A 20,930-nucleotide genomic window follows, 5' to 3' on the forward strand; every position below is an offset into this window, starting at 1 on the left:
CCCGCAAAAGCAATCGCCCAGGCATACAGACGGCGCTGGGATATAGAAATCTTCTTTCGTTTCCTCAAACAGGAATTGAATGTCAGTCATCTGGTCTCTTTAAACAAAAACGGCATACAGGTCATGCTATATATGACCCTGATTACCGCCATGATGGTGTTGATCTATAAAAAAGCCAACAACATTGGATACAAAACCGCCAAAAGAAGGTTTTCGATGGAGGTCCGGGACTTAGCCATTGCCCTGATCGTAGTCCACTGCGGAGGAAATCCTGATCTGTTTTTCAAAACATAAAAAATGGCCGGAATTTCTTCCGACCATGACTGACACTGAGTCCGCTTTTTTCATTTGCAGTATTGCCGAAAGTCGTCAGGATCGCCCGACACCGCGGCTTAATAAGCTTAGCACGAAGAGAACGAGGAATACGAAGAAAAGAATTTTAGCAATTCCGGCTGCGCCTGCTGCTATTCCACCGAATCCGAGGATACCGGCAATGATAGCGATAACGAGAAATATTACGGTCCATCTAAGCATGATTGACAAATATTTAGGTTTTTGATTATTGATATCTGAAACCCATAATTACCAACTCCATGCCAGAAGCGCATATGCGCCCTGAACGCGTTAAACCGCTGTTTCAGCTTGAAAATGAGGTTTTTTGTGGAGAATGATGCACAGTTTCAAGGGGATTCCTTTAATTTTACCGTTTAATCAAATTACTCATGTTCGAATGAAGTTTAAATTATCTGTGCTAATGCTGGTCGCGCTGGCGTTCCGGGTTTCGGCACAAAGTGACCGTTGGCAGCAGCGCGCGAAGTACCAGATGGAAATCGATTTTGATGCTGTCAAACATCAGTACAAAGGCACCCAAAAACTCGTTTACACTAATAATTCCCCCGATACACTTCAAAAGGTATTCTATCATTTATACCTGAATGCATTTCAGCCCGGCAGCCAGATGGACGTCCGCTCACGCACGATCAGCGACCCCGATGCGCGTGTGAAGGACCGCATTTCCAAACTGTCACCTTCCGAAATCGGTTACGAAAAAGTGCTTTCCCTCAAACAGAACGGCAAGGCATTGAAATACGAGGTGGTGGGTACCATCCTCGAAGTGACATTGAATGAGAAGATCCTGCCGAAGTCGAACCACACTTTTGATATGGAATTCGAAGCGCAGGTGCCGCAGCAAATCCGTCGCACAGGCCGGGCTAATGCGGAAGGCATCGACTACTCGATGGCGCAATGGTATCCCAAAATGTCGGAATACGATTACGAAGGATGGCATGCGAATCCGTATATCGGTCGCGAATTCTATGGAATCTGGGGTGATTTTGATGTGAAAATCACGATGGATGCAGCCTATACCATTGCCGGAACCGGCTATTTACAGAATCCTGACAAGATCGGTCACGGATATTCGAACAAAAACGTCACCCACAAGCCGGGCGAGCGCCTTACCTGGCATTTCGTAGCGCCGGAAGTACACGATTTCATGTGGGCTGCCGATCGCGATTACCAGCACGACGTCGTGAAAGTGGATGATAACCTGGACCTGCATTTCTTTTACCAAACCGATACGCTGGCTAATGTGTGGAAACAGATGGAGCCGCTTGCGGTGCGGTCGTTCAAGTTTATGAACGAGCAGTTCGGGCGCTATCCTTACAAGCAATATTCGATTATCCAGGGCGGCGACGGCGGCATGGAATACCCTATGGCGACGCTCATTACCGGCCGGTTGAACCTCCACGCATTGACGAGCGTAACCGTCCACGAATCCATTCACAGCTGGTTCCAGGGCCTTTTGGGTACCAATGAATCCAAATACCCGTGGATGGACGAGGGCTTTACAACTTACGCGCAAAATCTGGTGATGAATGAGCTGTTCCCCGCCAAGGGAGATCCGCAGCGCAATGCGACCACGAGCTACCGCGGTTTAGTGAAATCGGGAGCGGAAGAGCCGCTTACCACCCACGCCGACCATTATAATACCAATAAGGCATACAGCATCGCGAGCTACAATAAAGGTGCAGTTTTCCTGAACCAGCTCAACTATATCATGGGTAAGGAGGCATTTCAGCGCGGGATGAAGCGGTATTTCAATGAATGGAAGTTTAAACACCCGAATCCGACCGATCTGAAACGCATTATGGAAAAGGAATCGGGGCTGGAACTGGACTGGTTCTGGGAGAATTTTGTGGGTACTACCAAAACCATAGATTACAGCATCCGCGAAGTAGTAGCTAATGCGGGTAAAACCGATGTGGCGCTTGAAAGAATAGGGCAGATGCCGATGCCGCTGGATGTGGTGGTGAGCTACAAGGACGGCACGGTGGAGAATTTTTACATTCCGCTGGAAATCATGCGGGGTGAGAAAAATGAGAACTTATACGCCAAAACCACCCTATTGAACGACTGGGGCTGGACCTATCCCGAATATTCCTTCACCATCGATCGCAACGTCGCAGACATTCAGGCCATTGCCATCGATCCAAGCCAGCGAATGGCCGATCTCGATCCCGACAACAACGTATGGCCGACGGTTTCCAAAACTACGCCGCGTTTCAAGGCTGTGAAAGTGAAATAATTACCGTCCGAAACGAAAGGAGGCACCGATGCGCCATCCCATGCCTTTGAAATCAGAGCCATGGAATTGCGCAACGGCCTCCAACCGGATGATCCGCACGATATTATCAATTCCATAAACCGCTTCCGAATAATTTCGCATTGTGGGAACGCGCAGGTAATGTAGCTGCAATGTCTCCGAAATACCCGTCACGCGTAACGCCTGTATGCGTGTGAGCAGGAAATGCTGCATTGTCCAGATTAAATGCGCCTGCATAAACCATTTCGAGGTGCTGTACCGGTAGTAAGGCAGCATCCGGAACTGATCGGGCGGGTACACATATTGGAAGAAAAATTCATTACCCATAAAGTGCTGATAATCGGGAAAGTACATTTGTTTGGTACTTAAAAACCCGCCTCCATTTACCAGGTATTCCAGGTTACTGCGGGGGCCGAGGCTCAGGTCCTGGCGTATCGTACCTTGCAGCAGCGAATAATCCGAATCGCCGAGAAAGCCCAGCCCGCTTTTGTAATTCACGATAAATGCCGGCCCACGGCTTCTTAAATAGCGCTTTTCCCCATTCCGGATCAGGTACCTTCTCCATGGGCGCAATGTGGCGGTTACGTCGAAAATCCATGCATTATGGTCTTCGAAACCGGTATTGCTCAGCTCCCGGTTCGCAGGGCGGTTGGGCGTAAATCCGAATTGGCTCCAAAAAATGATCGGCCGGGCGCTTTCCTGGTTGAACAACTCCTTGCGGTGCTCGAAATCCAGACTTGCATTGAGGCTCAGAATATCGCCGATGTTGCGGAGCGTGTACTGAATGCGGCCGTATTGTTTTTGGTAAACCTTCATCAAACTCCGGTCGAAGAAGCGCGCGGCGATGCTGTTAGGTAATGGCGGAATGGGCTCGCGGTTATTAATCTGCGACGCCATTTCGCCGCCTTCGAGCAACAGGTTCCAGTTTCTGCCGCCGATATTGGTTTGCAGGTTTCCATACAGCCGCTTGCGCCCGAACGAGTAACGCACCAGCGGCCGCACGCTCATGTACGATGCCTTTCCCCAGCGCTTTTGCCATTCGGTAATGATGTTGATCGCATTGCCTTCCACCGAATTATAGCTGACCGACAGGAAAGGGCTTTTGAAATAAAAACTATTACGGTTACCCAGCTGATACGTATTGCCCAACAGCAGGTGAATGGGCTTGAAATGCGTGGAATCCGGCTTGGTCTTAATGCGCAGCGAGTCCTTCACGACCTTAATGCTATCTTGCGTGACGTAACTGGAAACTTCTGATTTGGTCAGTGGAATGGGGCGTAATACCTGCCAGTAAGCAGTGTCGCGTTTGTTGGCCATCGAATCGATTACGATGGAATCCTGCCGCACGAGCCGGTCGTTGCCGAGCTGTTCTTTCTGCTCTTTTTTCTGCTGCTTTTCGTATTGTTTGGTGAGTTTCCTGAAATTTTTAGTGGAAAACTCCTTCTGCGCCTGGATGAGGTTTTCGAGGTCTTTTCCGCCTTTTACCTTCGGCGCATTGTCTTTTTTGTGGTCGGCAATGACGATATCTTCCTTCAAACCGGGATCGATATCGAGCTTTTCATAGGTAAGCGAAACCAGGTAGCGGAACTCGCCCGCGAAGCCGAGGTAGCCGCCGTTCAGTTTAAACTGCTGGTTGACGGGAATCCACACGCCTTGCACGGGGCTGAAAATTTGCTTCGCTGAAATGTTCAAACCGCTGGTAGTGGTTTGCAAATCGTAGCTATGGATCGCCCAACGGTCTTCCAGAATAAACAAGCTGCCGCGGAAAACCCCTTCTCCGTAAGCTTTTGGAATAACCCTTATTTTATTGACGATTTCTCCCCGTTCCTCGAAATAGCCTTCATATTCAAATTTATAATAGGCAAAAGACTTGGGCGACAATGGTGAAATCGTACCCGCGATTTCGGGGCTGTATAAACTCGCGAGAATGTATTCGTTGGGAGAAGGAATGCTGTTGTCGAGGCTGTTGCGCGTGGAGATAATGCGCTGACTGTAATTGTTCGGGCGGCGGTATTTAATTTCTGCAACACTCTCGTTCAGAATGGCTTTGCCTTGCTGCACGCCCTCTTTTTTCAGTCGTTTTTGAAGTAAAAAAGGGATTTTCGTCGCTACACCGGTACTTCTGGAATAAACTTTGGCCGTATAACCCCGTACCTGCAACTGGTGAAAACGTGCCTTCGCGATCGCGCGTCGCATGATCGTGTACGCGGGATCCTCCTTACCCTTGCCAATTGTCGCTTCCTGCAAGCTCAGGGCCTGCTCCTCCATCGCCACATTCAGCTCCGTAAAATCGTTGCCGATCGTCACGGTTTTGGAAATGCTTTTGAAGCCCAAATACTGGAAGATGATTTCGTAACTGCCGGGCGGGAGGCTGAACTCATATTCGCCCTCCTCATTGGCCATAGTACCATTGCTGGTACCCTTCACGGCGATGCCTGCGTAGGGGAGTGCTTCACCGTTTTTTGTGGTAATGCGTCCCCTGATCCCACCGGCCCGGGAAAGCTGTTGCATGGTCAGAAAGAGCAGCAATAGTGCCAGAAAACGCATATAGTCGGGTGTAAAGTGCTGATAGCGGCGGTTGGTATCCTCGTATTTGTGCAACGAGTTGTCGCAATTAGCACAAAATACATGACATTCCAGACCCGCGCAATCGACTTTACTTATAGAACCGTACCAGCGATGCGGGCTAACATAAAAAAGCGGCACACCGGAGCTCCGGTATGCCGTTTTCGACGCAATGTTTTGGGACTTAGTCGCATTCCCCGTCGATCGTGCAGTTCGCACCATCGGCCAGGTTTACGAGAGGTTTCGGATTCGCCTTTTCCCACTCGCCGAACGACTGCTGCAATGCATTCAGAAAAGTTTCGGTGTGTTGCGCCCCTGAAACCGCATATTTGCGATCGAGCACAAAGAATGGAACGCCCCGCGCGCCAACCTGCTGCGCTTCGTAAATATCGCGGCGCACATCTTCGCTGAAACGGGTACCTTCCAGGACCCCCTTCAATTCGGCCGCATCCAGCCCGATGGCAGTTCCGAGTTCGATTAATGTGGCATGATCAGCCGTGTTGCGGCCATCCGTAAAATAGGCTTTGAACAACTGCTCTTCCGCCGCATCGCCCAGGCCTTTTGTTTTCGCAAACTGCAAAAACCGGTGTGCATCGAACGAATTGGCCAGTACCGCCTTGTCCATATTATATTCCAAACCGACTTCGGCAGCCATATTGGTGACATGGTCATTTACCTGCTGCGCATAGTCCGGCGTCCAGCCTTTGGTTTCGGCCAGGTAATCATTAATGCTGCGGCCAGGCTCGGTTTTCATTTGTGGATTCAGCTGAAAACTCTTCCATTCCACCTGAATCTGATCGCGCTCCGGAAACTCCGCCAGCGCACTCTCAAAGCGCCGCTTGCCGATATAGCAAAACGGGCACATCACATCACTCCATATTTCGACTTTCATGATATCGCTTGTTCGTAATTGTAACTTCCGGGAGGGGAGTCATTTTTGGTCAGGTCTTGTCAGTTGTTGTCAGGTATTGTCATTTGTTGTTTCAACAATCCATAACAACCCCTGACCATTCTTGACTACAAATGACCACTCTTGACTACAAATGCCGATCCCTGACTTTCTACCTCCCGTTATTAAAAAGCTCAGATCGATATAAAAAGTTCTTCATGCGCCCGGCGCACCTTCTTCGCATTCGCCAATGGATCTTTCTCATGATCTCGGTAACCCAATGTCAGGATGACGACACTCCGCAAGCCTTTTTCTTGCAATCCTAGAATTTCATCCAGTTTCGCCGCGTCGAAGCCTTCCATCGGCGTAGCATCCACTTCTTCCGTCGCTGCCGCAACCAGTCCGTGGCCCAATGCGATGTACGCCTGCCGCGCAGCCCAGTCGAAATTCACTTCCTCGCTGCGGCTGAGAATGCCGCCGTTAATGCTGCTATGGTAGCCAGCCAGTGATTCGAGGCTCACATTCCGGGTCGAAGCGATCAGTTGGATAAAATCATCCACATGCTGTGACGTCAGCTTTTCCCAGGCCGCGAACACCAGCAAATGCGAGGCATCCGGGATTTGCAGCTGGCGGGGAGCCGCTTCGCTGAAAATTTTGTCTTTCAGCTCCTTGTCCTCTACCACAATCACATTATAAGGCTGCAAACCCACCGAAGACGGTGCCAGCTTGATCGCTTCGAGGATATTGTCCAGTTTCTCCTGGGGAATGGCCTGGCCATTCATACGTTTGGTGGCGTAGCGCCAATTCAATTTTTTTATTAACTCGCTCATTTTTATCTAAGTTTGGTGTACCGTTCAATCAATCGGCATGCAAACTTAATTAAATTTACTATACATTTGTAAGTAGTATACAAAAGGATAGTGATAAAAATCAGCTATGGAAAAGACAAAGGAAGCAAAGCCGCACACCTGGGGCGAATGCACGAAAAGCATCCTCCCCGTGCGCGACGCATTGGAAGTACTGAGCGGCAAATGGAAACTGCCCATCATCATATCTCTCATGTTCGGCAACAAACGCTTCTCGCAAATCGCGAAAGAAGTGCCGGGCATTACCGACAAAATGCTCTCGAAAGAGCTCCGCGAGCTGGAAAGCAACGACCTTGTAAAACGCACCGTCTACGACTCCATTCCAGTCGTCGTGGAATACTCGCTGACCGAGTACGGGCATTCGTTGGAAATAGTGATCAAGACGCTTCGGGACTGGGGCGTAGCGCACCGGAAGCGGATGATGGTGGCGGAGTAGGGCCTCTCAAAAAAATCTTCGCCGGTAATTCAAATGTCCTGTACGTGAGGTATGCGAGTGCGTACGTGAAGAGAATAAATGCAATGAGCGTTGCGGGGGCGTCGGGATTGAAGAATCCATGCAAAATAAATAGGGTGTGAAATACGATTTGCAGCGGAAAATGCAGCAAATAGGATGCGTATGTCATATCTCCCAATACCGCCCAGGATTTCCCCCGGCCAGGAAAACGGACTTGAAGCCATACCAGAAAGTATACCGTGGCAGGCAAGATGCTCACGCAGGCAATGTGTATTTTCAAATGACCTGATCGCGCGAAAGTCGACAGATAAAAGACCAGGCTAGTTATTAAAACCGCAAATGCGGGAAGCCATCCGTTGCTGAAACCGGATCCGGAACTGCTGCATTGGTGCACGAACAGCCTATGCAACAAACCTCCCACATAAAAGCAAAGAATCCCCGCGCCAACGTGTATCCCGCCAATAGCGAGCCCGCCTAGACTCATCAATATCAGGAACTTGGGTTTTCCGAGTAAAAAGCGGCAAAAGACGAAGAACGTAGCATATAAAAACACTTCCACTGATACAGACCAAATGGGCCCGTTGAAGGAATGCCCGTCCTGAAAACCCCAGTAAGACATCAATCCCAATTGAAGTAGAAAATGTTTTAGGTCGTTGTATGGATAAACAAAGTAGGCGCCGAAGAGCTGATAATGGCCTGATTGTAAGCCGCAGGTGAGCAGTAGTGTTACGAGGTGCAGTGGGTAAAGTCGAGAAAATCGGTTCCGTATGAAGGCTTTCACCGACACGGAACGTCGCGCGATGCCCTCCGCATACAAGCAGAAAAAGACGAAGCCCGACAGGATGAAAAACAGATAAACTGCCAATTCTCCGTAATCATACAGTGGTTGCAGAATGAGGTAACCTGGTTGCGAAGCCTTGTCGAAGTCAGGTCGACGCTCCGCATTGTCGAAGTAGAAATGCTGGTAATGCCAAATAAGAATGGCAAGGGAAGCAAAGCCTCTCAGGATATCGAGGAAGTAGAAGCGCTGAACGGGACTTTCGGGGCTCGGAGTATTCATACGTACCAAAATACCCGGCGGTCCGCAAGTGAATGTATTCGCGTGATTCGCAGGCTGGTTGCGAATGATTGAATGGTAAATAATTGAAACTTACTCGTTGCTCATCGGATTTCGACTGGAAGTGACAGATTGGTTATAATGTGCGTAATACCGCTCGCGGTTTTCACAATTGGTTTTGAGACCTCACATTAAACTCTGTCGGAAAGATGATCAGGCTGTTTCAAGTAATTGCGCTATTGTGTTGCTGTACGAAGGCATTCGGCCTTTCTGTTATGGGAAGCCATCTTGAATGGCAAACGGTACCGGGATCAAGTGGCCAATACAAAGTAAGACTAACACTCTATCTCGACGCAACGAGTGGTGAGCGGGAACAGCCGCAGCAAAACATCTATCTTTTTACCAATGATAGGCACTGGGAAACGAGCGGGCGATGGCAATATTTCGGTCTTTTCTATCTGGATAGAATATCTTCCCGAGAACTTGAACAGGATACACTTGCCTGTGCAGGAACTGGTCCCTGGGAAGACTTTGAAGGTCAGCGGCATGTCTTCGTGAACATCTACGAAAAAACAATAATGCTTCCCGATTTGCCTAAAGTGTCGTCCGATGAGGGCTTTGTAATAGCATGGCACGGCATTGGACCGCGTGATGGTAAGGACAGTAATTCACCTGATGCAGCATTTATGTGGGAATGGGTGACAACTTTCATCCCGCCGGTAATAAAGAACGGCGCTGCCCTGCGGAATTCGAGCCCGGTCATTGGAAATATAGAAACCTTCTTCATGTGCAAGGGCGAGCTTGCAACCATCCAGTTGCCAGGAACAGACCATGATGGAGATGAGCTGAAATATAGACTATCGAAGCCCTATGGCGTCTGGCCCGAGAAGACTATTTCAGAGGATGTATTAATTGTTGATGATATGACCTGGGGGCCAGGTTACAGCGACCAAAACCAAATGCACGGTAGCCCACCTCTTGCTATCGACGAAAACACCGGGCTGATAACCGTCAAGCCCAGCGAAGAGGGCCAATACTTTATCGGTATTTCCATCGATGAGTATCGAAATGGACAAAAGATAGGTTCTGTCAGCTTCTATTACACTCTCACAGTCGTAGACTGCAACCAACAGCAAGTTTGGGATAAGAACATTTACAAAGACACCACCGCCGTCCAAACCCTCGCCCTCTGCGAAGGCTCCGAAGCAACATTAACCTCCAAACAATCCTTCCCCGATCCGCAACCCGAATTCCAGTGGACCAAAAACGGTAAAACCATCTGGGGAGCCAATTCCCAAAGCATTACCATTTCGGAAGCAGGCGAATACCAACTTTTAATAACCAAAATAAACGGCTGCCCCGATTCCTTCGACTCCGAAACCGTGCGTGTGAGCGTTGGGTCGTCTGGTGCGGAAATGGATAGCATTCCGCCGATTTGCGATACTGCGCTTCCCATTGCATTGCATGCGACGCCGCCGGGCGGGACATTCGCGGGTGCAGGCGTGACGGGAAACACATTTGATCCGAAAACCGCAGGTGAAGGGGCACATGAAATTCAATATGTGATTGAAGGCGCGGAAGCTTGCCCTACTTTTGTTGCGAAGCGAGAGGTGATCGTGAGCGAAACGCCGGCACTGGATTTGGTGGATGTCCTCTATGCTTCGCGCGACAACCCTATTCCCATCGGCGTCAAAGATTCGCTGAATGTAGCCTACCTCTGGACGCCACCCGATTATCTGAACGACGTAACCTACGCCAATCCCACATCCACGCCTTCCACGGGCATTACGTACACGGTCACGGCCACGAATGCGTACGGCTGCGTGGCCAGCCGCAATGTTCAAATCAGAATCATTGAAAGCATTCTCATCCCCGACGCATTCACGCCCAACAAAGACGGTATCAATGAAACGTGGGAATTGAAAGGCATCGAAGGTTATCCAAAATGCCGCGTGACGATTTACAACCGCTGGGGAGAAGTGATATTCCATTCAACAGGCTACCAAAATGCATTTGACGGAACGGTGGCAGGTGCATTGCAAATGCCAGGCGTGTACGCGTACAAGATCCGGCTGACCGAAAATAGCCCTGAGCTGACAGGGGCGCTGACATTGATCCGGTAATGTTTTCAGGCACAAAAAAAGAGCAACCCTCGCAGGTTGCTCTTTCCGGAAATGCATTCAGCAGGAAATTATCCGAGCTGGTTGATGCAGTTCAAATCTTCAAACGCCACTTTCAGACGATCGATCATGCTCTCTTCGCCTTTGCGTAGCCATACGCGTGGGTCGTAGTATTTTTTGTTCGGCGAGTCTGAACCTTCGGGGTTGCCGAGTTGCGATTGCAGGTAGCCTTCTTTTGCTTTGTAATAGTTGAGAACACCTTCCCAGGTCGACCATTGCATGTCGGTGTCGATGTTCATTTTGATCGCGCCGTACTCGATCGCTTCGCGGATTTCTTCGCGGGATGAGCCTGATCCTCCGTGGAATACGAAGTTAACGGGCAGGTCGCCGGTTCCGAATTTCTGCTTGATGTAGTCTTGTGAGTTGCGAAGGATTTTCGGCTCCAACTTCACATTACCTGGCTTGTATACCCCGTGAACATTACCGAATGCAGCTGCAATGGTGAAGTTAGGAGAGATTTTAGAAAGTTCTTCGTAAGCGAATGCCACTTCCTCAGGCTGGGTGTACAGTTTCGAGCTGTCAACGTCGGAGTTATCCACGCCGTCTTCCTCGCCACCGGTTACGCCCAATTCGATTTCGAGGGTCATGCCGAGTTTCGCCATGCGTTCGAAATATTTAGCGCATATCTCGATGTTTTCCTCGATAGGCTCTTCCGAAAGGTCGAGCATGTGCGAGCTGTACAAAGGCTTGCCGTATTGATCGAAATAACGCTCGCCTGCATCCAGCAAACCGTCGATCCATGGAAGGAGTTTTTTGGCGCAGTGGTCGGTGTGGAGGATCACGGGAACTTCGTACAATGCCGCCATCTGGTGTACGTGCATCGCGCCGGAGATACCGCCCGCGATAGCCGCTTGCTGGTTGGCGTTTGAAAGGCTTTTTCCTGCGTAAAATATAGCTCCGCCATTCGAGAATTGTACGATAACAGGGCTGTTAACCGCTTTGGCTGTTTCCAGGACCGCATTTACCGAGTTGGTACCTACCACGTTAACCGCCGGAAGAGCGTAGTTATTTTCGTTGGCGTGGCGGAAAATTTCACTAACTCCATCGCCGGTTACAACACCGGGTGCAAAGCGTTTTGTCGTTTCGCTCATAGTAATAAAGGATATTTTTTCAAGAATTAATTTTACAATTCAAGTGTCGGCCCTGAATTGTACGGCAATCCCTGCAAGTTAGCTATTTTAGGCAAAATGGCCGAGCTATATATGGTTTATTATACGTTAAAACGAAGATTAATGCATCGATGACCGTTTTGGCGCAATCTGTGGTATCTTTGAAAATCAATGAAAAAATGGGGCTGCTACCCCGCATGTTTTAGAAGATCCTTCATTAATGAATTCCAAACTGATCCGGACGATTTTCATAGCCCTCGCATTCGGTTTCCTCGTGCTTTGGGTGCTCGAATTCCGGCGCGCCGGGCTCCTGGAAAGCTACTGGCTTTTGCTGTTATGCATTGTTTGCTTTTTGCTATTCCAATTCAGCCGTTTGAAAGCTGCTACCCTGGCCAAACAGGCGGGCGAATCAGCCCTAGAGCCCCAAAAATCCAGCAAGACATCGGTGGTCAGCGGTCAGCAAACGTCGGTCGTCGGTCGGCCGTCGGCGGTCCAGCCCACTCCCGGTAAAAAACCAAAGAAATGAACCTGATATTCCTCTTCACCACAATCGTCTTCTTCTCGCTGGCCGGGTATTTCGGCGCGGTGCGGTCGGTGTTGCTGGATGTGTGGATCGACCGGTATTCGCTCCGGCACGAGAAAAACGAGCAGGTGGAGCAAACGCTCTACTGGCGCCGCATTCTTCGTATGATCCGCCTCCTGGCCGTCGCATTGGGCTGTTTCATGGGGGTAAACACAGTATTTCCACTATTTGAGCTCAATACCGGCACGCAAAACTGGCTGCTGATCGTCACGTTGTTCGCCGCGCTGGCAGTTTTGTGGATGGCGAGTTATTCCAGTTGGGTCAAGATCGGGCGGAGCTTTCCGAAAGTGCTGGACCTGAAAGCATTCCCGGTGCGCTTCGGCGAATGGCTCATGACGCCGCTTTACTGGGTAATCGAGCCGTTTGTGAAGGAAAATATATTGTCACCCTCATTGCGTGACGACATTATTTCCGCCGACGATCCCGATTTCGACGATCATAGCATTGAAGAGAAAATGTTTATCAATGCATTGGATTTCAAAGATTTACGTATTCGTGACTGTATGATACCTCGCACTGAAATCTCGGCAGTGAATGTGAATGCGAGTATCGAGGATTTGCGGACGGCATTCCTCACGAGCGGCCATTCCAAAATCATCGTGCACAAAGAATCCGTCGATGAGGTACTGGGCTACTGTCATGCATTGTCTTTGTTTAAAAAACCAAAAGAAATCAGCAGCATCATCACGCCCATCCTGATCGTGCCCGAGGCGATGCCCGCGCGTGACTTAATGCTCCGTTTTCTGGAAGAGCGCCGCAGCATTGCATTGGTCGTGGATGAATTCGGCGGTACTTCCGGACTCGTGAGTGTAGAGGACGTGGTAGAGCAGATTTTTGGCGAAATCCAGGACGAATACGACACCACCGAAGACTGGACCGAACGCCAGCTCGACGAGCATTCCTATATGCTCAGCGCCCGCCACGAGCTCGATTATTTGAATGAAAAATACGGATGGGAATTACCGGAAGGAGATTATGACACAATTGCCGGTATGCTGATCCATTTCTACGGCGACTTACCCGATGAAAACGAAATCGTAGACATTCCGCCGTATTCTTTCCAGATCGTTTCCGTCCAGGATACACGCATCGAGCTGGTGAAACTGACCATTGAAGACCGGAAATCCGAGCGAAACGGACATAATTAACACCACGAAGCATATTAAAAGAAAACAGTGCGGATTACAGTCGATAAAATAGGGAAGAAGTTCATCAAGGAGTGGATTGTCAGAAATGCCAGCTTTGAACTGGCGGCGGGGCAGAAATATGTTTTTGTAGGCCCGAACGGCAGCGGTAAATCGACATTATTGCAATTACTGACCGGTATGATCCCCGTTTCGGAAGGTAACATCACTTATACCAACGGCAGCGGCAAGGAAATCGAAACCGACCATTGGTATAAACATATCGTGATCGCGGCGCCCTACCTCGAACTCATCGAGGAATTTACTTTACGCGAGCAGATCGAATTTCACGCGAAGTTCAAGCCATTCAAAAACGGTATTTCGGCGAAGGAATTTGAGGAATTTATACAACTTCCCCATGCCAGCGGAAAGGTTATCCGGCACTTCTCGTCGGGTATGAAACAGCGTGTGAAGCTGGGGCTCGCGTTTCTCTCGGATGTACCAGTGGTTTTTTTGGATGAACCAACAACAAATCTGGATGTGCAAGGCATCAAATGGTACCTCGATCACGTAATGGACAATACACAGAATCAGCTCGTTTTGCTTGGTTCAAATGTGCAGCAGGAATACGATTTTTGTGAAAATATCATTTCGGTTTCTGCGTTCAAATAGAAAAACCTTGCCGCGCGGACTATGCAGAAAACTCTACGGCTTCTCCTCATATCGTTTCTGATCATCGTCCGCACAGCCGACCTCTCCCGGGCTGCTTCGGCTTATTTTATCGAAAACAAAGGGCAATGGGACAAAGACATCCGTTTCCGAGCCGCCATCCCGGGTGGTTTCCTGTTTTTGAAAGAGCATTCACTTGTTTACGTATTATATGATGGCTCGCAAGTCTCCGCCATGCACGCAAAAGGGCATGCGCCGGGTGCACGCGAGGATATGAATGCGCCGGGCCTGCGTGCGCACGGGGTGGAAGTGTCGTTCCTGAATGCTTCGCTCAATGCGCGACATAATGCGTTGAAGGAAGGAAAGGGACGTTTCAGTTATTTTCTGGGAAACGACCCTAATGCATGGGCAAGTAATGTGAAGGGTTTTGAAGAGGTTATCTATGAAAATATTTACCCCGATATCAACCTGCGCATTTACATCAACCAGGCGAAGTTAAAATATGAATTCATCGTCAAGCCCGGCGCGGATGCTTCCCGGATCAGCTTTCAATACAAGGGGGCGGAAAAGGTGTCGCTAAATGAATCGGGGCAGATTATTGTTAAAACTTCGGTAGGGGACATTAAGGAAGCGCAACCGTACTCGTTTCAGTCGGGAAGCAATGCACGCACTACGGAAGTCCCGTCTGCATTCCGCCTTTCTAATGATAATATTGCCCATTTTGAGCTGCCTGCGGGTTACAACAAAGCGTTGCCGCTGACAATCGATCCTGAATTGATTTTTTCGACCTACTCGGGCTCGGTATCCGACAACTGGGGCCATACCGCGACGTATGACGATGAAGGTAACCTGTATTCGGGCGGTACCGTTTTTGGCTCCGATTTTCCGGCTACTACGGGTGCATTTCAGGTCAAATTCGCGGGATTCGTCGATGTTTCGGTCATTAAATTCAATCCCACCGGTACGGATTTACTCTACGCTACTTTTCTTGGAGGCGATCATACCGATCTGCCTACCAGTCTGATCGTAAATAGCAAAAAGGAACTGCTCATTCTGGGAACCACGTCATCCAAAGACTTCCCGGTAGCAAACGCGTTTCAGCCGACATTTGGCGGAGGAACGGTTGCCCGGCCTATTTCGGGGCTTGAACTACTCAACGGCAGCGATCTTTTTATCTCCAAGCTCAGCCCGGATGGGAAGCAGCTTACCGGTTCGACGTTTTTGGGAGGAAGTGGAAACGACGGCGTCAGCATCACGGATGAAGTTACGATCAGGAATTATGGCGATAGTTTCCGGGGTGAAATAGGAGTCGATGCAAATGACCAGGTTTACATTGTTTCTTCCACCAATTCGGCCAATTTTCCCCTCAAAAATGCTTCGCAAGCCAAGTCGGGCGGTGGGCAGGATGGCGTAGTGGCCAGGCTTTCCGCGGGGTTGGATCAGTTACTGTGGGCGACTTACCTGGGCGGTGGAAAATGGGATGCCGCTTACTCATTGAAAGTGGCCGGTAATGGTGAAATATATGTTGCAGGTATTTCTCAAAGCGGCAATTTATCGACGAAAGCAGGCGCTTACCAGCAGGCGTTGAAAGGTACCGAGGATGGCTTCGTGGCGCGGTTTGTGAACGACCAGCTTTCCGCATTGACTTACCTCGGCACCGACAAGGAGGACGGCGCCTATTTGCTGGATATCGATCAGACGAATCAGGTGTATGTTTACGGCCTGACGAGGGGCAGCTATCCGGTCAGTCAGGGAGTGTACCAGAATGCGAAAAGTGGCCAGTTCGTGCAGGCCCTGAATGCCTCGCTATCCCAGTCGATCTTCTCGACGGTCGTCGGCTCCGGTCGTGGTACCCCTGACATTTCTCCAACCGCGTTCCTGGTCAGCGAATGCGGGAACATTTACCTGGCTGGTTGGGGCGGAGATGTGAATAGCAGTACCGCTAACAATGCGGCGAGCAGCACCTCGAATTTACCCGTCACCGACGACGCCATTCAACCTACCACCAATGGCAACAATTTTTATATCGCCATTCTCGAACAAGGGGCAAAATCGCTGCTGTACGCCACATTTTTCGGGAGCCGCGCCCGCGACCCACGCCTGCAAGGCGACCACGTGGACGGCGGAACGAGCCGGTTCGATAAAAACGGGATGATTTACCATGCTACCTGCGCCTGCGGGGGCAGCAATTTTCCGGTGACACCCCAGGCGTGGTCGGAGACCAACAATAGCGAGAACTGCAACAATGCGGCGTTCAAGATCGATATCGACCGTTTGAAGGCGGATTTCGATGTGTATGCCGGGCAGACCAAGGACGTGCTTCGCGGTTGCGCGCCGCTGGAACTGACGTTCGTCAACACGAGCGAAGGGGGCGTCGATTATATCTGGGAGGTCAATGGGAACACGATTTCAAGGGAGGAAGGACAATCGGAATATGCATTCACGAAGCCGGGTGAGTACACTGTCACACTCACAGCCTACAACCGGTTGAGCTGCAAGCGAATGGATATGGCCGAAAAAAAGATCGTCGTCGAAACGCTCGCCACAAAAGTCACCGGCGACACGACGGTCTGCGAAAACAGCGTGGTGAAACTGGGTGCCAGCGGCGGCACGCAATACAAATGGTCGCCGGCAGCGGGACTGGATAATGCGAACATTGCAACGCCCGTCGCGACGGTAAAGGAAACGACTGAATATTCGGTTGAAATCAGCAATAATGCGGGTTGCAAGGTAACGGAAAAGGTAAAATTGGCAGTCGAGAAAAAGACGGATTTCGCCGGTATGCCCGACACCGAAGTATGCCAGGGCTCGACAGTCACGCTGACCGTATCGGGTAATGCGCCGCAATACAAATGGCACGCGACAACGGGCCTCGAAGAAACGATCGGTAAATCGGTGACGGTGAAACCAACTCAGACGACCACCTACATGATCGAAGGGATGTACGAAGACGGCTGTCGTCCGCTCCGCGAAATTACCGTGAAGGTCGATCAGTCTTATGCACCGGATTTTGAGGTAATCCAATCGGGCGGGGCTTGTAATGAGCCATTTTCCTACACCATGACCAGTAAAACGGGCAAAGCGCAGCGCTATGAATGGCATATGGGAACAGGCAACCCGATGACCGATCCCGAGGTGAAGAATTACATTTATGAAGTTCCGGGAGAATACACGGTTACGCTTACCGCCTACAATGCAGCAGGCTGTTCGCTCACGGCTTCCAAAACAATCACCGCGGAGCCCGCATTTACATTGAGCAATGTGATTACCCCCAACGGCGACGGCAAAAACGACTTTTTCATCGTTCCTGTGGCCTCATCTTCGCTGGAAGTTTTCAACCGCTGGGGTAAATCCATCTTCAAAACCGCTGATTACAAGAACAATTGGGGCAAAGATATTGCCAATGGTACCTACCTCTACGTCGTCGACACCCCGCAGGGTAATCATTGCAAGGGTTGGGTTGAGGTGTTGGAGTAGCTGGGTTTTGATTGAATTGAAAGAGGTGTTAACTTTAAGATCATTCGGTCTCCCGTTCAGAAATACCGCAATCCTTAATTCAAGAGACTTTTTAACACACTTTTAAACATTAACACAATGAAAAAACTCTTTGCAATACTCCTGCTGGCATTGACAGTAACTTTTGCCGAAGCGCAAAGCAACTTCGGCAAGCAGATCGACGATAAGAAAGCGATGGCGGCGACGGAGCTTCCGGCCAAGATGGGCGGTAAGAACGAAATGCAGGCCAAGGTAAGCGGTACTGTGGAATCGGTATGCCAGGTGAAGGGCTGCTGGATGAAGGTTAACCTCGATAATGGCGAAACCATGCGTGTGATGTTCAAGGATTACGCGTTTTTTGTGCCCAAAGACATTACAGGGAAAACGGTTGTTTTTGAAGGAGAAGCGAAGAAAACGACGGTGCCGGTCGAGCATTTGAAGCATTATGCGGAGGATGCGGGTAAGAGCAAGGAAGAAATAGCGAAGATCACCGAGCCGAAGGACGAGCTGACGTTTATTGCTGATGGCGTGATCGTGAAATAATACCTTCCCAAACGGGAGAAATAGCCGAGCGGACACTTTTGTAGCGATACATCGGTGTCCGTTTTGTTTTTATGCTTTCCAGATCCATCTCCATTTTGTGGCTGAGCCTCTTGCTCGGCGTTCAGGTTTTTGCACAAAACAGCCAGTACGTCTGGTGGAACCCGCAGTCGGCCGCATTTCCTGTGGTGGAAGGGCAGGCCTGGCCGAAGGAGGTGAAAGGCCCGTATGACCGCTTGCCGGCACGGGCCGAAAAGCAGGTGCGCGATGTGGTGTGGAACTTGTCGACCCAGTCGGCGGGGCTGATGATCCGCTTTCGCGCCAATTCTTCCGAAATAAAAATCCGTTACGCGGTGGGCGGCAAGCACGCGCTCCCGCACATGCCTGCCACGGGTGTGAGCGGCGTGGACCTGTACGCGATCAGCAGCGATGGAGACTGGCGCTGGTGTGCTGGCAAATACGCATTCGGCGATACGATAACCTACGATTTTAAAAATCTGGCGCCGAACGATAACTACCACAAGCATGGAAGGGAGTACCGGTTGTTCCTGCCGCTTTACAATAGTGTGAAATGGCTCGAAATCGGCACGCCGGAAGGTACGGAGTTCACTCCGCTGGCCGTGCGACCGGATAAGCCGATTGTCGTTTATGGCACGTCTATCGCACAGGGTGCGTGCGCGTCCCGGCCCGGAATGGCGTGGACGTCGATACTAGGAAGGAAAATGGACCGGCCGCTGATTAATCTCGGCTTTTCGGGCAATGGAAGGTTAGAAAAGGAAGTAGTGGATTTGATCGGTGAGATCGACGCAAAAATTTATGTGCTCGACTGCCTGCCGAACCTCACCATTCGCCCCGATTCCAAGCTCGGACTTACAGCAGAGGAGGTGAAGAAGCGTGTGGTTAACACCGTAACAGCATTGCGCCAGAAGCGCACCGACGTACCGATTGCCCTCGCGGAACACGCTGGGTACGCCGAAGAGGACATTAATCCGCAAAGCAAGCATTACTACGAAGAAATAAATGGCGTGCTGAAAGACGCATTCGCTACATTAAAATCGCAGGGTTTTCAAAATCTTTACCTGATCCCGAAAGCGGATTTCGGCCAAACCTACGAATCGACCGTGGACGGTACGCACCAGACGGACCTGGGTATGCTGCAATATGCGGAAGGTTACGAAAAGCATTTGAGAAGAATCCTGCACGAGCCGTCGGGCGAATTTTCAACCACCCGCCCGATCATTCAAATGCGCGAGTTGCACAATTATGATTGGGAGAAAAGGCATTCGGAAATATTGGAGCTTAATAGCAAAAATTCACCAACGACCGTGGTTATAGGCAACTCGATCACGCATTTCTGGGGAGGCTTGCCGAAGGGGCCGCGGGCGGTAGGCGAATCGTCGTGGAGCGGTACTTTCGGGAAAAATTCGGTGAACATGGGTTACGGCTGGGACCGTATCGAAAATGTGCTCTGGCGCATTTATCACGGTGAACTGGATGGTTTCAAGCCGAAGCAAATCTTAATCAATATCGGGACGAATAACCTGGGTTTGAACAGCGACGAGGAGATCGCAGCCGGTTGGATACAGCTTATCGAAGCGATTAAATACCGCCAGCCGCAGGCGCAGATTGTCATGATGGGCATTTATCCTCGCCGCCAACAGGAACAACGTGTGGTGGCATTGAATGAGCAACTGGCGCGAATCACAGGCGAAGCAGATGTACTGTTTATCAATCCGGGAAAAGTATTCCTGAAAGCCGATGGCAAAATCGACGAATCCCTATTTTCAGACGGATTACATCCGAATGAAAAGGGTTACAGCCTGTTGGGGAATGCAATCAAGCCTTTTGTTAAATAGGCTAGCGTAAAATATCAGAAGGGGAATATTAGAGCACAATCCCGATTCCAAACAAAATCACAAAAAGCAGCGTGGAAAGCGCCATTTGTTTCAGGTAGGGATCGAGCTCGCTGGCTTTCGTGAGGCGGGAGATCGCCAGGCCGTTTTTTACAAAAAGCGGGAAGCTCAGGAAGAAAATCAGACTGGTATAGCTGGAAAAATGCTGCGCGGTGTAGACGGTTACGCAAAGCATTCCTATTAATAAAATGCACCAGTGATACACGATCGCTTTTTCACGGCCGAGGCGGACGGGGATCGAGTTTTTGCCCGTAGCGCGGTCCGAATCGATGTCACGGATGTTGTTGATATTCAATACGCCTACGGCAAAAAGGCCGCAGCTTGTAGCGGGTAAGAGCAGGCCCCAGTTCCACGCATGTGTGTGTAGAAAGTTGCTGCCGAGCACGCCCACCCAGCCGAAAAAGATGAGTACCGAAAGGTCGCCCAGGCCTACGTATCCGTACGGACGCTTGCCCGCCGTGTAAGTAATCGCTGCGAAAATGCAGGCAATGCCGATTCCCAGAAACACCCAGAATGTGTTTGCAGGTGCATCCTTCAATGCTATCGTAAGCAATGCAATCCCCGAGATTAATGCGAGTGCCGAGAAAAGAATGATCGCCCGAAGCATTTTCTCCGCCGTAATGTGCCCCGAATGTACGGCCCGGCGCGGTCCTTCGCGGAGTTCGGTGTCCTTTCCATTCACGGCATCACCGTAATCGTTGGCAAAGTTGGAAAGCACTTGCAGGAGAATGGTCGTTAACACGCTCAAACCTGCCACCGGCCAGCTGAATTGCCCAGCCGCCGCGGCCAGAAAACAGCCCATTAAAATACAAGATAATGCAAGAGGTAATGTGCGGGGACGCGCGGCTTCAATCCAGGGATTCATTTTCGGGTATTGTTAA

17 protein-coding genes are annotated in these 20,930 nt (G+C 50.2%); 10 read left to right on the forward strand and 7 right to left on the reverse strand.

All coding sequences use genetic code 11. The features are described 5' to 3' along the window. On the forward strand, positions 1–294 hold a 294-nt coding region (locus BLQ88_RS04390; RefSeq protein ID WP_143016793.1), incomplete at its 5' end, for a transposase. 75 nt (positions 295–369) lie between these two features. Here BLQ88_RS04390 and BLQ88_RS04395 read toward each other — a convergent pair. After that, positions 370–534 carry a DUF1328 family protein gene (locus tag BLQ88_RS04395; protein ID WP_083769210.1) on the reverse strand — a complete coding sequence of 55 codons (165 nt, stop codon included), beginning with the start codon at positions 532–534 and terminating at the stop codon, positions 370–372. Positions 535–730: 196 nt separating this feature from the next. On the opposite strand from BLQ88_RS04395, the gene BLQ88_RS04400 reads away from it, so the two are divergent. Beyond that, complete coding sequence (locus BLQ88_RS04400; protein ID WP_090147146.1) at positions 731–2,587, forward strand: M1 family metallopeptidase; 1,857 nt, start codon at positions 731–733, stop codon at positions 2,585–2,587. Here the strand turns inward: BLQ88_RS04400 and BLQ88_RS04405 are convergent, their stop codons facing one another. From BLQ88_RS04405 to BLQ88_RS04415, 3 genes are all read right to left on the reverse strand, one after another. After that, the gene (locus BLQ88_RS04405; RefSeq protein WP_229212572.1) at positions 2,588–5,392 is read right to left on the reverse strand and encodes a DUF5686 and carboxypeptidase regulatory-like domain-containing protein; all 2,805 of its coding nucleotides are present in this window, start codon (positions 5,390–5,392) and stop codon (positions 2,588–2,590) included. Further along, positions 5,355–6,062: a DsbA family oxidoreductase gene (locus tag BLQ88_RS04410; protein WP_090147148.1), complete on the reverse strand. Its 708-nt coding sequence runs from the start codon at positions 6,060–6,062 to the stop codon at positions 5,355–5,357. The genes BLQ88_RS04405 and BLQ88_RS04410 overlap by 38 nt, the downstream gene beginning before the upstream one ends. A 191-nt stretch (positions 6,063–6,253) precedes the next feature. Further along, complete coding sequence (locus BLQ88_RS04415) at positions 6,254–6,889, reverse strand: NAD(P)H-dependent oxidoreductase (RefSeq protein ID WP_090147151.1); 636 nt, start codon at positions 6,887–6,889, stop codon at positions 6,254–6,256. A 106-nt stretch (positions 6,890–6,995) separates the two neighbouring features. On the opposite strand from BLQ88_RS04415, the gene BLQ88_RS04420 reads away from it, so the two are divergent. Then, complete coding sequence (locus tag BLQ88_RS04420; protein ID WP_090147153.1) at positions 6,996–7,361, forward strand: winged helix-turn-helix transcriptional regulator; 366 nt, start codon at positions 6,996–6,998, stop codon at positions 7,359–7,361. On the opposite strand, the gene BLQ88_RS04425 is transcribed toward BLQ88_RS04420, so the two are convergent. After that, positions 7,303–8,439, reverse strand: coding sequence for an acyltransferase family protein (locus tag BLQ88_RS04425; protein ID WP_090147155.1), 1,137 nt, complete (start codon positions 8,437–8,439; stop codon positions 7,303–7,305). The two genes, BLQ88_RS04420 and BLQ88_RS04425, sit on opposite strands and share 59 nt — an antisense overlap. Positions 8,440–8,711: 272 nt before the next feature. Here BLQ88_RS04425 and BLQ88_RS04430 point away from each other — a divergent pair, with 272 nt between their 5' ends. Next, positions 8,712–10,559, forward strand: a complete 1,848-nt coding sequence (locus tag BLQ88_RS04430; protein WP_229212573.1) for a T9SS type B sorting domain-containing protein — start codon at positions 8,712–8,714, stop codon at positions 10,557–10,559. Between the two features lie 68 nt (positions 10,560–10,627). Here the strand turns inward: BLQ88_RS04430 and fbaA are convergent, their stop codons facing one another. After that, entirely contained in the window at positions 10,628–11,707 is a 1,080-nt protein-coding gene (gene fbaA, locus BLQ88_RS04435) for a class II fructose-bisphosphate aldolase (RefSeq protein ID WP_090147158.1), read from the reverse strand. A gap of 238 nt (positions 11,708–11,945) precedes the next feature. Between fbaA and BLQ88_RS04440 the strand changes: the two genes are divergently transcribed. From BLQ88_RS04440 to BLQ88_RS04465, 6 genes are all read left to right on the forward strand, one after another. Then, on the forward strand, positions 11,946–12,251 hold the full coding sequence (locus BLQ88_RS04440; protein ID WP_090147160.1) for a hypothetical protein: 306 nt from the start codon (positions 11,946–11,948) through the stop codon (positions 12,249–12,251). Beyond that, positions 12,248–13,456, forward strand: coding sequence for a hemolysin family protein (locus BLQ88_RS04445; RefSeq protein WP_090147162.1), 1,209 nt, complete (start codon positions 12,248–12,250; stop codon positions 13,454–13,456). Before BLQ88_RS04440 ends, BLQ88_RS04445 begins: the two co-directional genes overlap by 4 nt. Positions 13,457–13,483: 27 nt before the next feature. After that, on the forward strand, positions 13,484–14,104 hold the full coding sequence (locus tag BLQ88_RS04450) for an ABC transporter ATP-binding protein (protein ID WP_090147164.1): 621 nt from the start codon (positions 13,484–13,486) through the stop codon (positions 14,102–14,104). A 21-nt stretch (positions 14,105–14,125) separates the two neighbouring features. Further along, positions 14,126–17,578 (forward strand): DUF7948 domain-containing protein, encoded by a 3,453-nt coding sequence (locus tag BLQ88_RS04455; RefSeq protein ID WP_090147166.1) that lies wholly within the window; start codon positions 14,126–14,128, stop codon positions 17,576–17,578. A gap of 117 nt (positions 17,579–17,695) precedes the next feature. Beyond that, positions 17,696–18,139 (forward strand): DUF4920 domain-containing protein, encoded by a 444-nt coding sequence (locus tag BLQ88_RS04460; RefSeq protein ID WP_090147167.1) that lies wholly within the window; start codon positions 17,696–17,698, stop codon positions 18,137–18,139. A gap of 71 nt (positions 18,140–18,210) precedes the next feature. Continuing rightward, a complete protein-coding gene (locus tag BLQ88_RS04465; protein WP_090147169.1) occupies positions 18,211–19,992 on the forward strand; it encodes an SGNH/GDSL hydrolase family protein in 1,782 nt (593 codons plus the stop codon). A 28-nt stretch (positions 19,993–20,020) separates the two neighbouring features. Here the strand turns inward: BLQ88_RS04465 and BLQ88_RS04470 are convergent, their stop codons facing one another. Next, entirely contained in the window at positions 20,021–20,914 is an 894-nt protein-coding gene (locus tag BLQ88_RS04470; RefSeq protein WP_090147170.1) for a 1,4-dihydroxy-2-naphthoate polyprenyltransferase, read from the reverse strand. Between the last annotated feature and the right edge of the window lie 16 nt (positions 20,915–20,930).

The organism is Dyadobacter soli (genome assembly GCF_900101885.1).
Classification (GTDB): domain Bacteria; phylum Bacteroidota; class Bacteroidia; order Cytophagales; family Spirosomataceae; genus Dyadobacter; species Dyadobacter soli.

Coding starts and splice junctions, on each gene's coding strand:
- BLQ88_RS04395 (WP_083769210.1), bottom strand. CDS start 534: ATGCTTAGATGGACCGTAATATTTCTCGTTATCGCTATCATTGCCGGT.
- BLQ88_RS04400 (WP_090147146.1), top strand. CDS start 731: ATGAAGTTTAAATTATCTGTGCTAATGCTGGTCGCGCTGGCGTTCCGG.
- BLQ88_RS04405 (WP_229212572.1), bottom strand. CDS start 5,392: ATGGTGCGAACTGCACGATCGACGGGGAATGCGACTAAGTCCCAAAAC.
- BLQ88_RS04410 (WP_090147148.1), bottom strand. CDS start 6,062: ATGAAAGTCGAAATATGGAGTGATGTGATGTGCCCGTTTTGCTATATC.
- BLQ88_RS04415 (WP_090147151.1), bottom strand. CDS start 6,889: ATGAGCGAGTTAATAAAAAAATTGAATTGGCGCTACGCCACCAAACGT.
- BLQ88_RS04420 (WP_090147153.1), top strand. CDS start 6,996: ATGGAAAAGACAAAGGAAGCAAAGCCGCACACCTGGGGCGAATGCACG.
- BLQ88_RS04425 (WP_090147155.1), bottom strand. CDS start 8,439: ATGAATACTCCGAGCCCCGAAAGTCCCGTTCAGCGCTTCTACTTCCTC.
- BLQ88_RS04430 (WP_229212573.1), top strand. CDS start 8,712: ATGGGAAGCCATCTTGAATGGCAAACGGTACCGGGATCAAGTGGCCAA.
- fbaA (WP_090147158.1), bottom strand. CDS start 11,707: ATGAGCGAAACGACAAAACGCTTTGCACCCGGTGTTGTAACCGGCGAT.
- BLQ88_RS04440 (WP_090147160.1), top strand. CDS start 11,946: ATGAATTCCAAACTGATCCGGACGATTTTCATAGCCCTCGCATTCGGT.
- BLQ88_RS04445 (WP_090147162.1), top strand. CDS start 12,248: ATGAACCTGATATTCCTCTTCACCACAATCGTCTTCTTCTCGCTGGCC.
- BLQ88_RS04455 (WP_090147166.1), top strand. CDS start 14,126: ATGCAGAAAACTCTACGGCTTCTCCTCATATCGTTTCTGATCATCGTC.
- BLQ88_RS04460 (WP_090147167.1), top strand. CDS start 17,696: ATGAAAAAACTCTTTGCAATACTCCTGCTGGCATTGACAGTAACTTTT.
- BLQ88_RS04465 (WP_090147169.1), top strand. CDS start 18,211: ATGCTTTCCAGATCCATCTCCATTTTGTGGCTGAGCCTCTTGCTCGGC.
- BLQ88_RS04470 (WP_090147170.1), bottom strand. CDS start 20,914: ATGAATCCCTGGATTGAAGCCGCGCGTCCCCGCACATTACCTCTTGCA.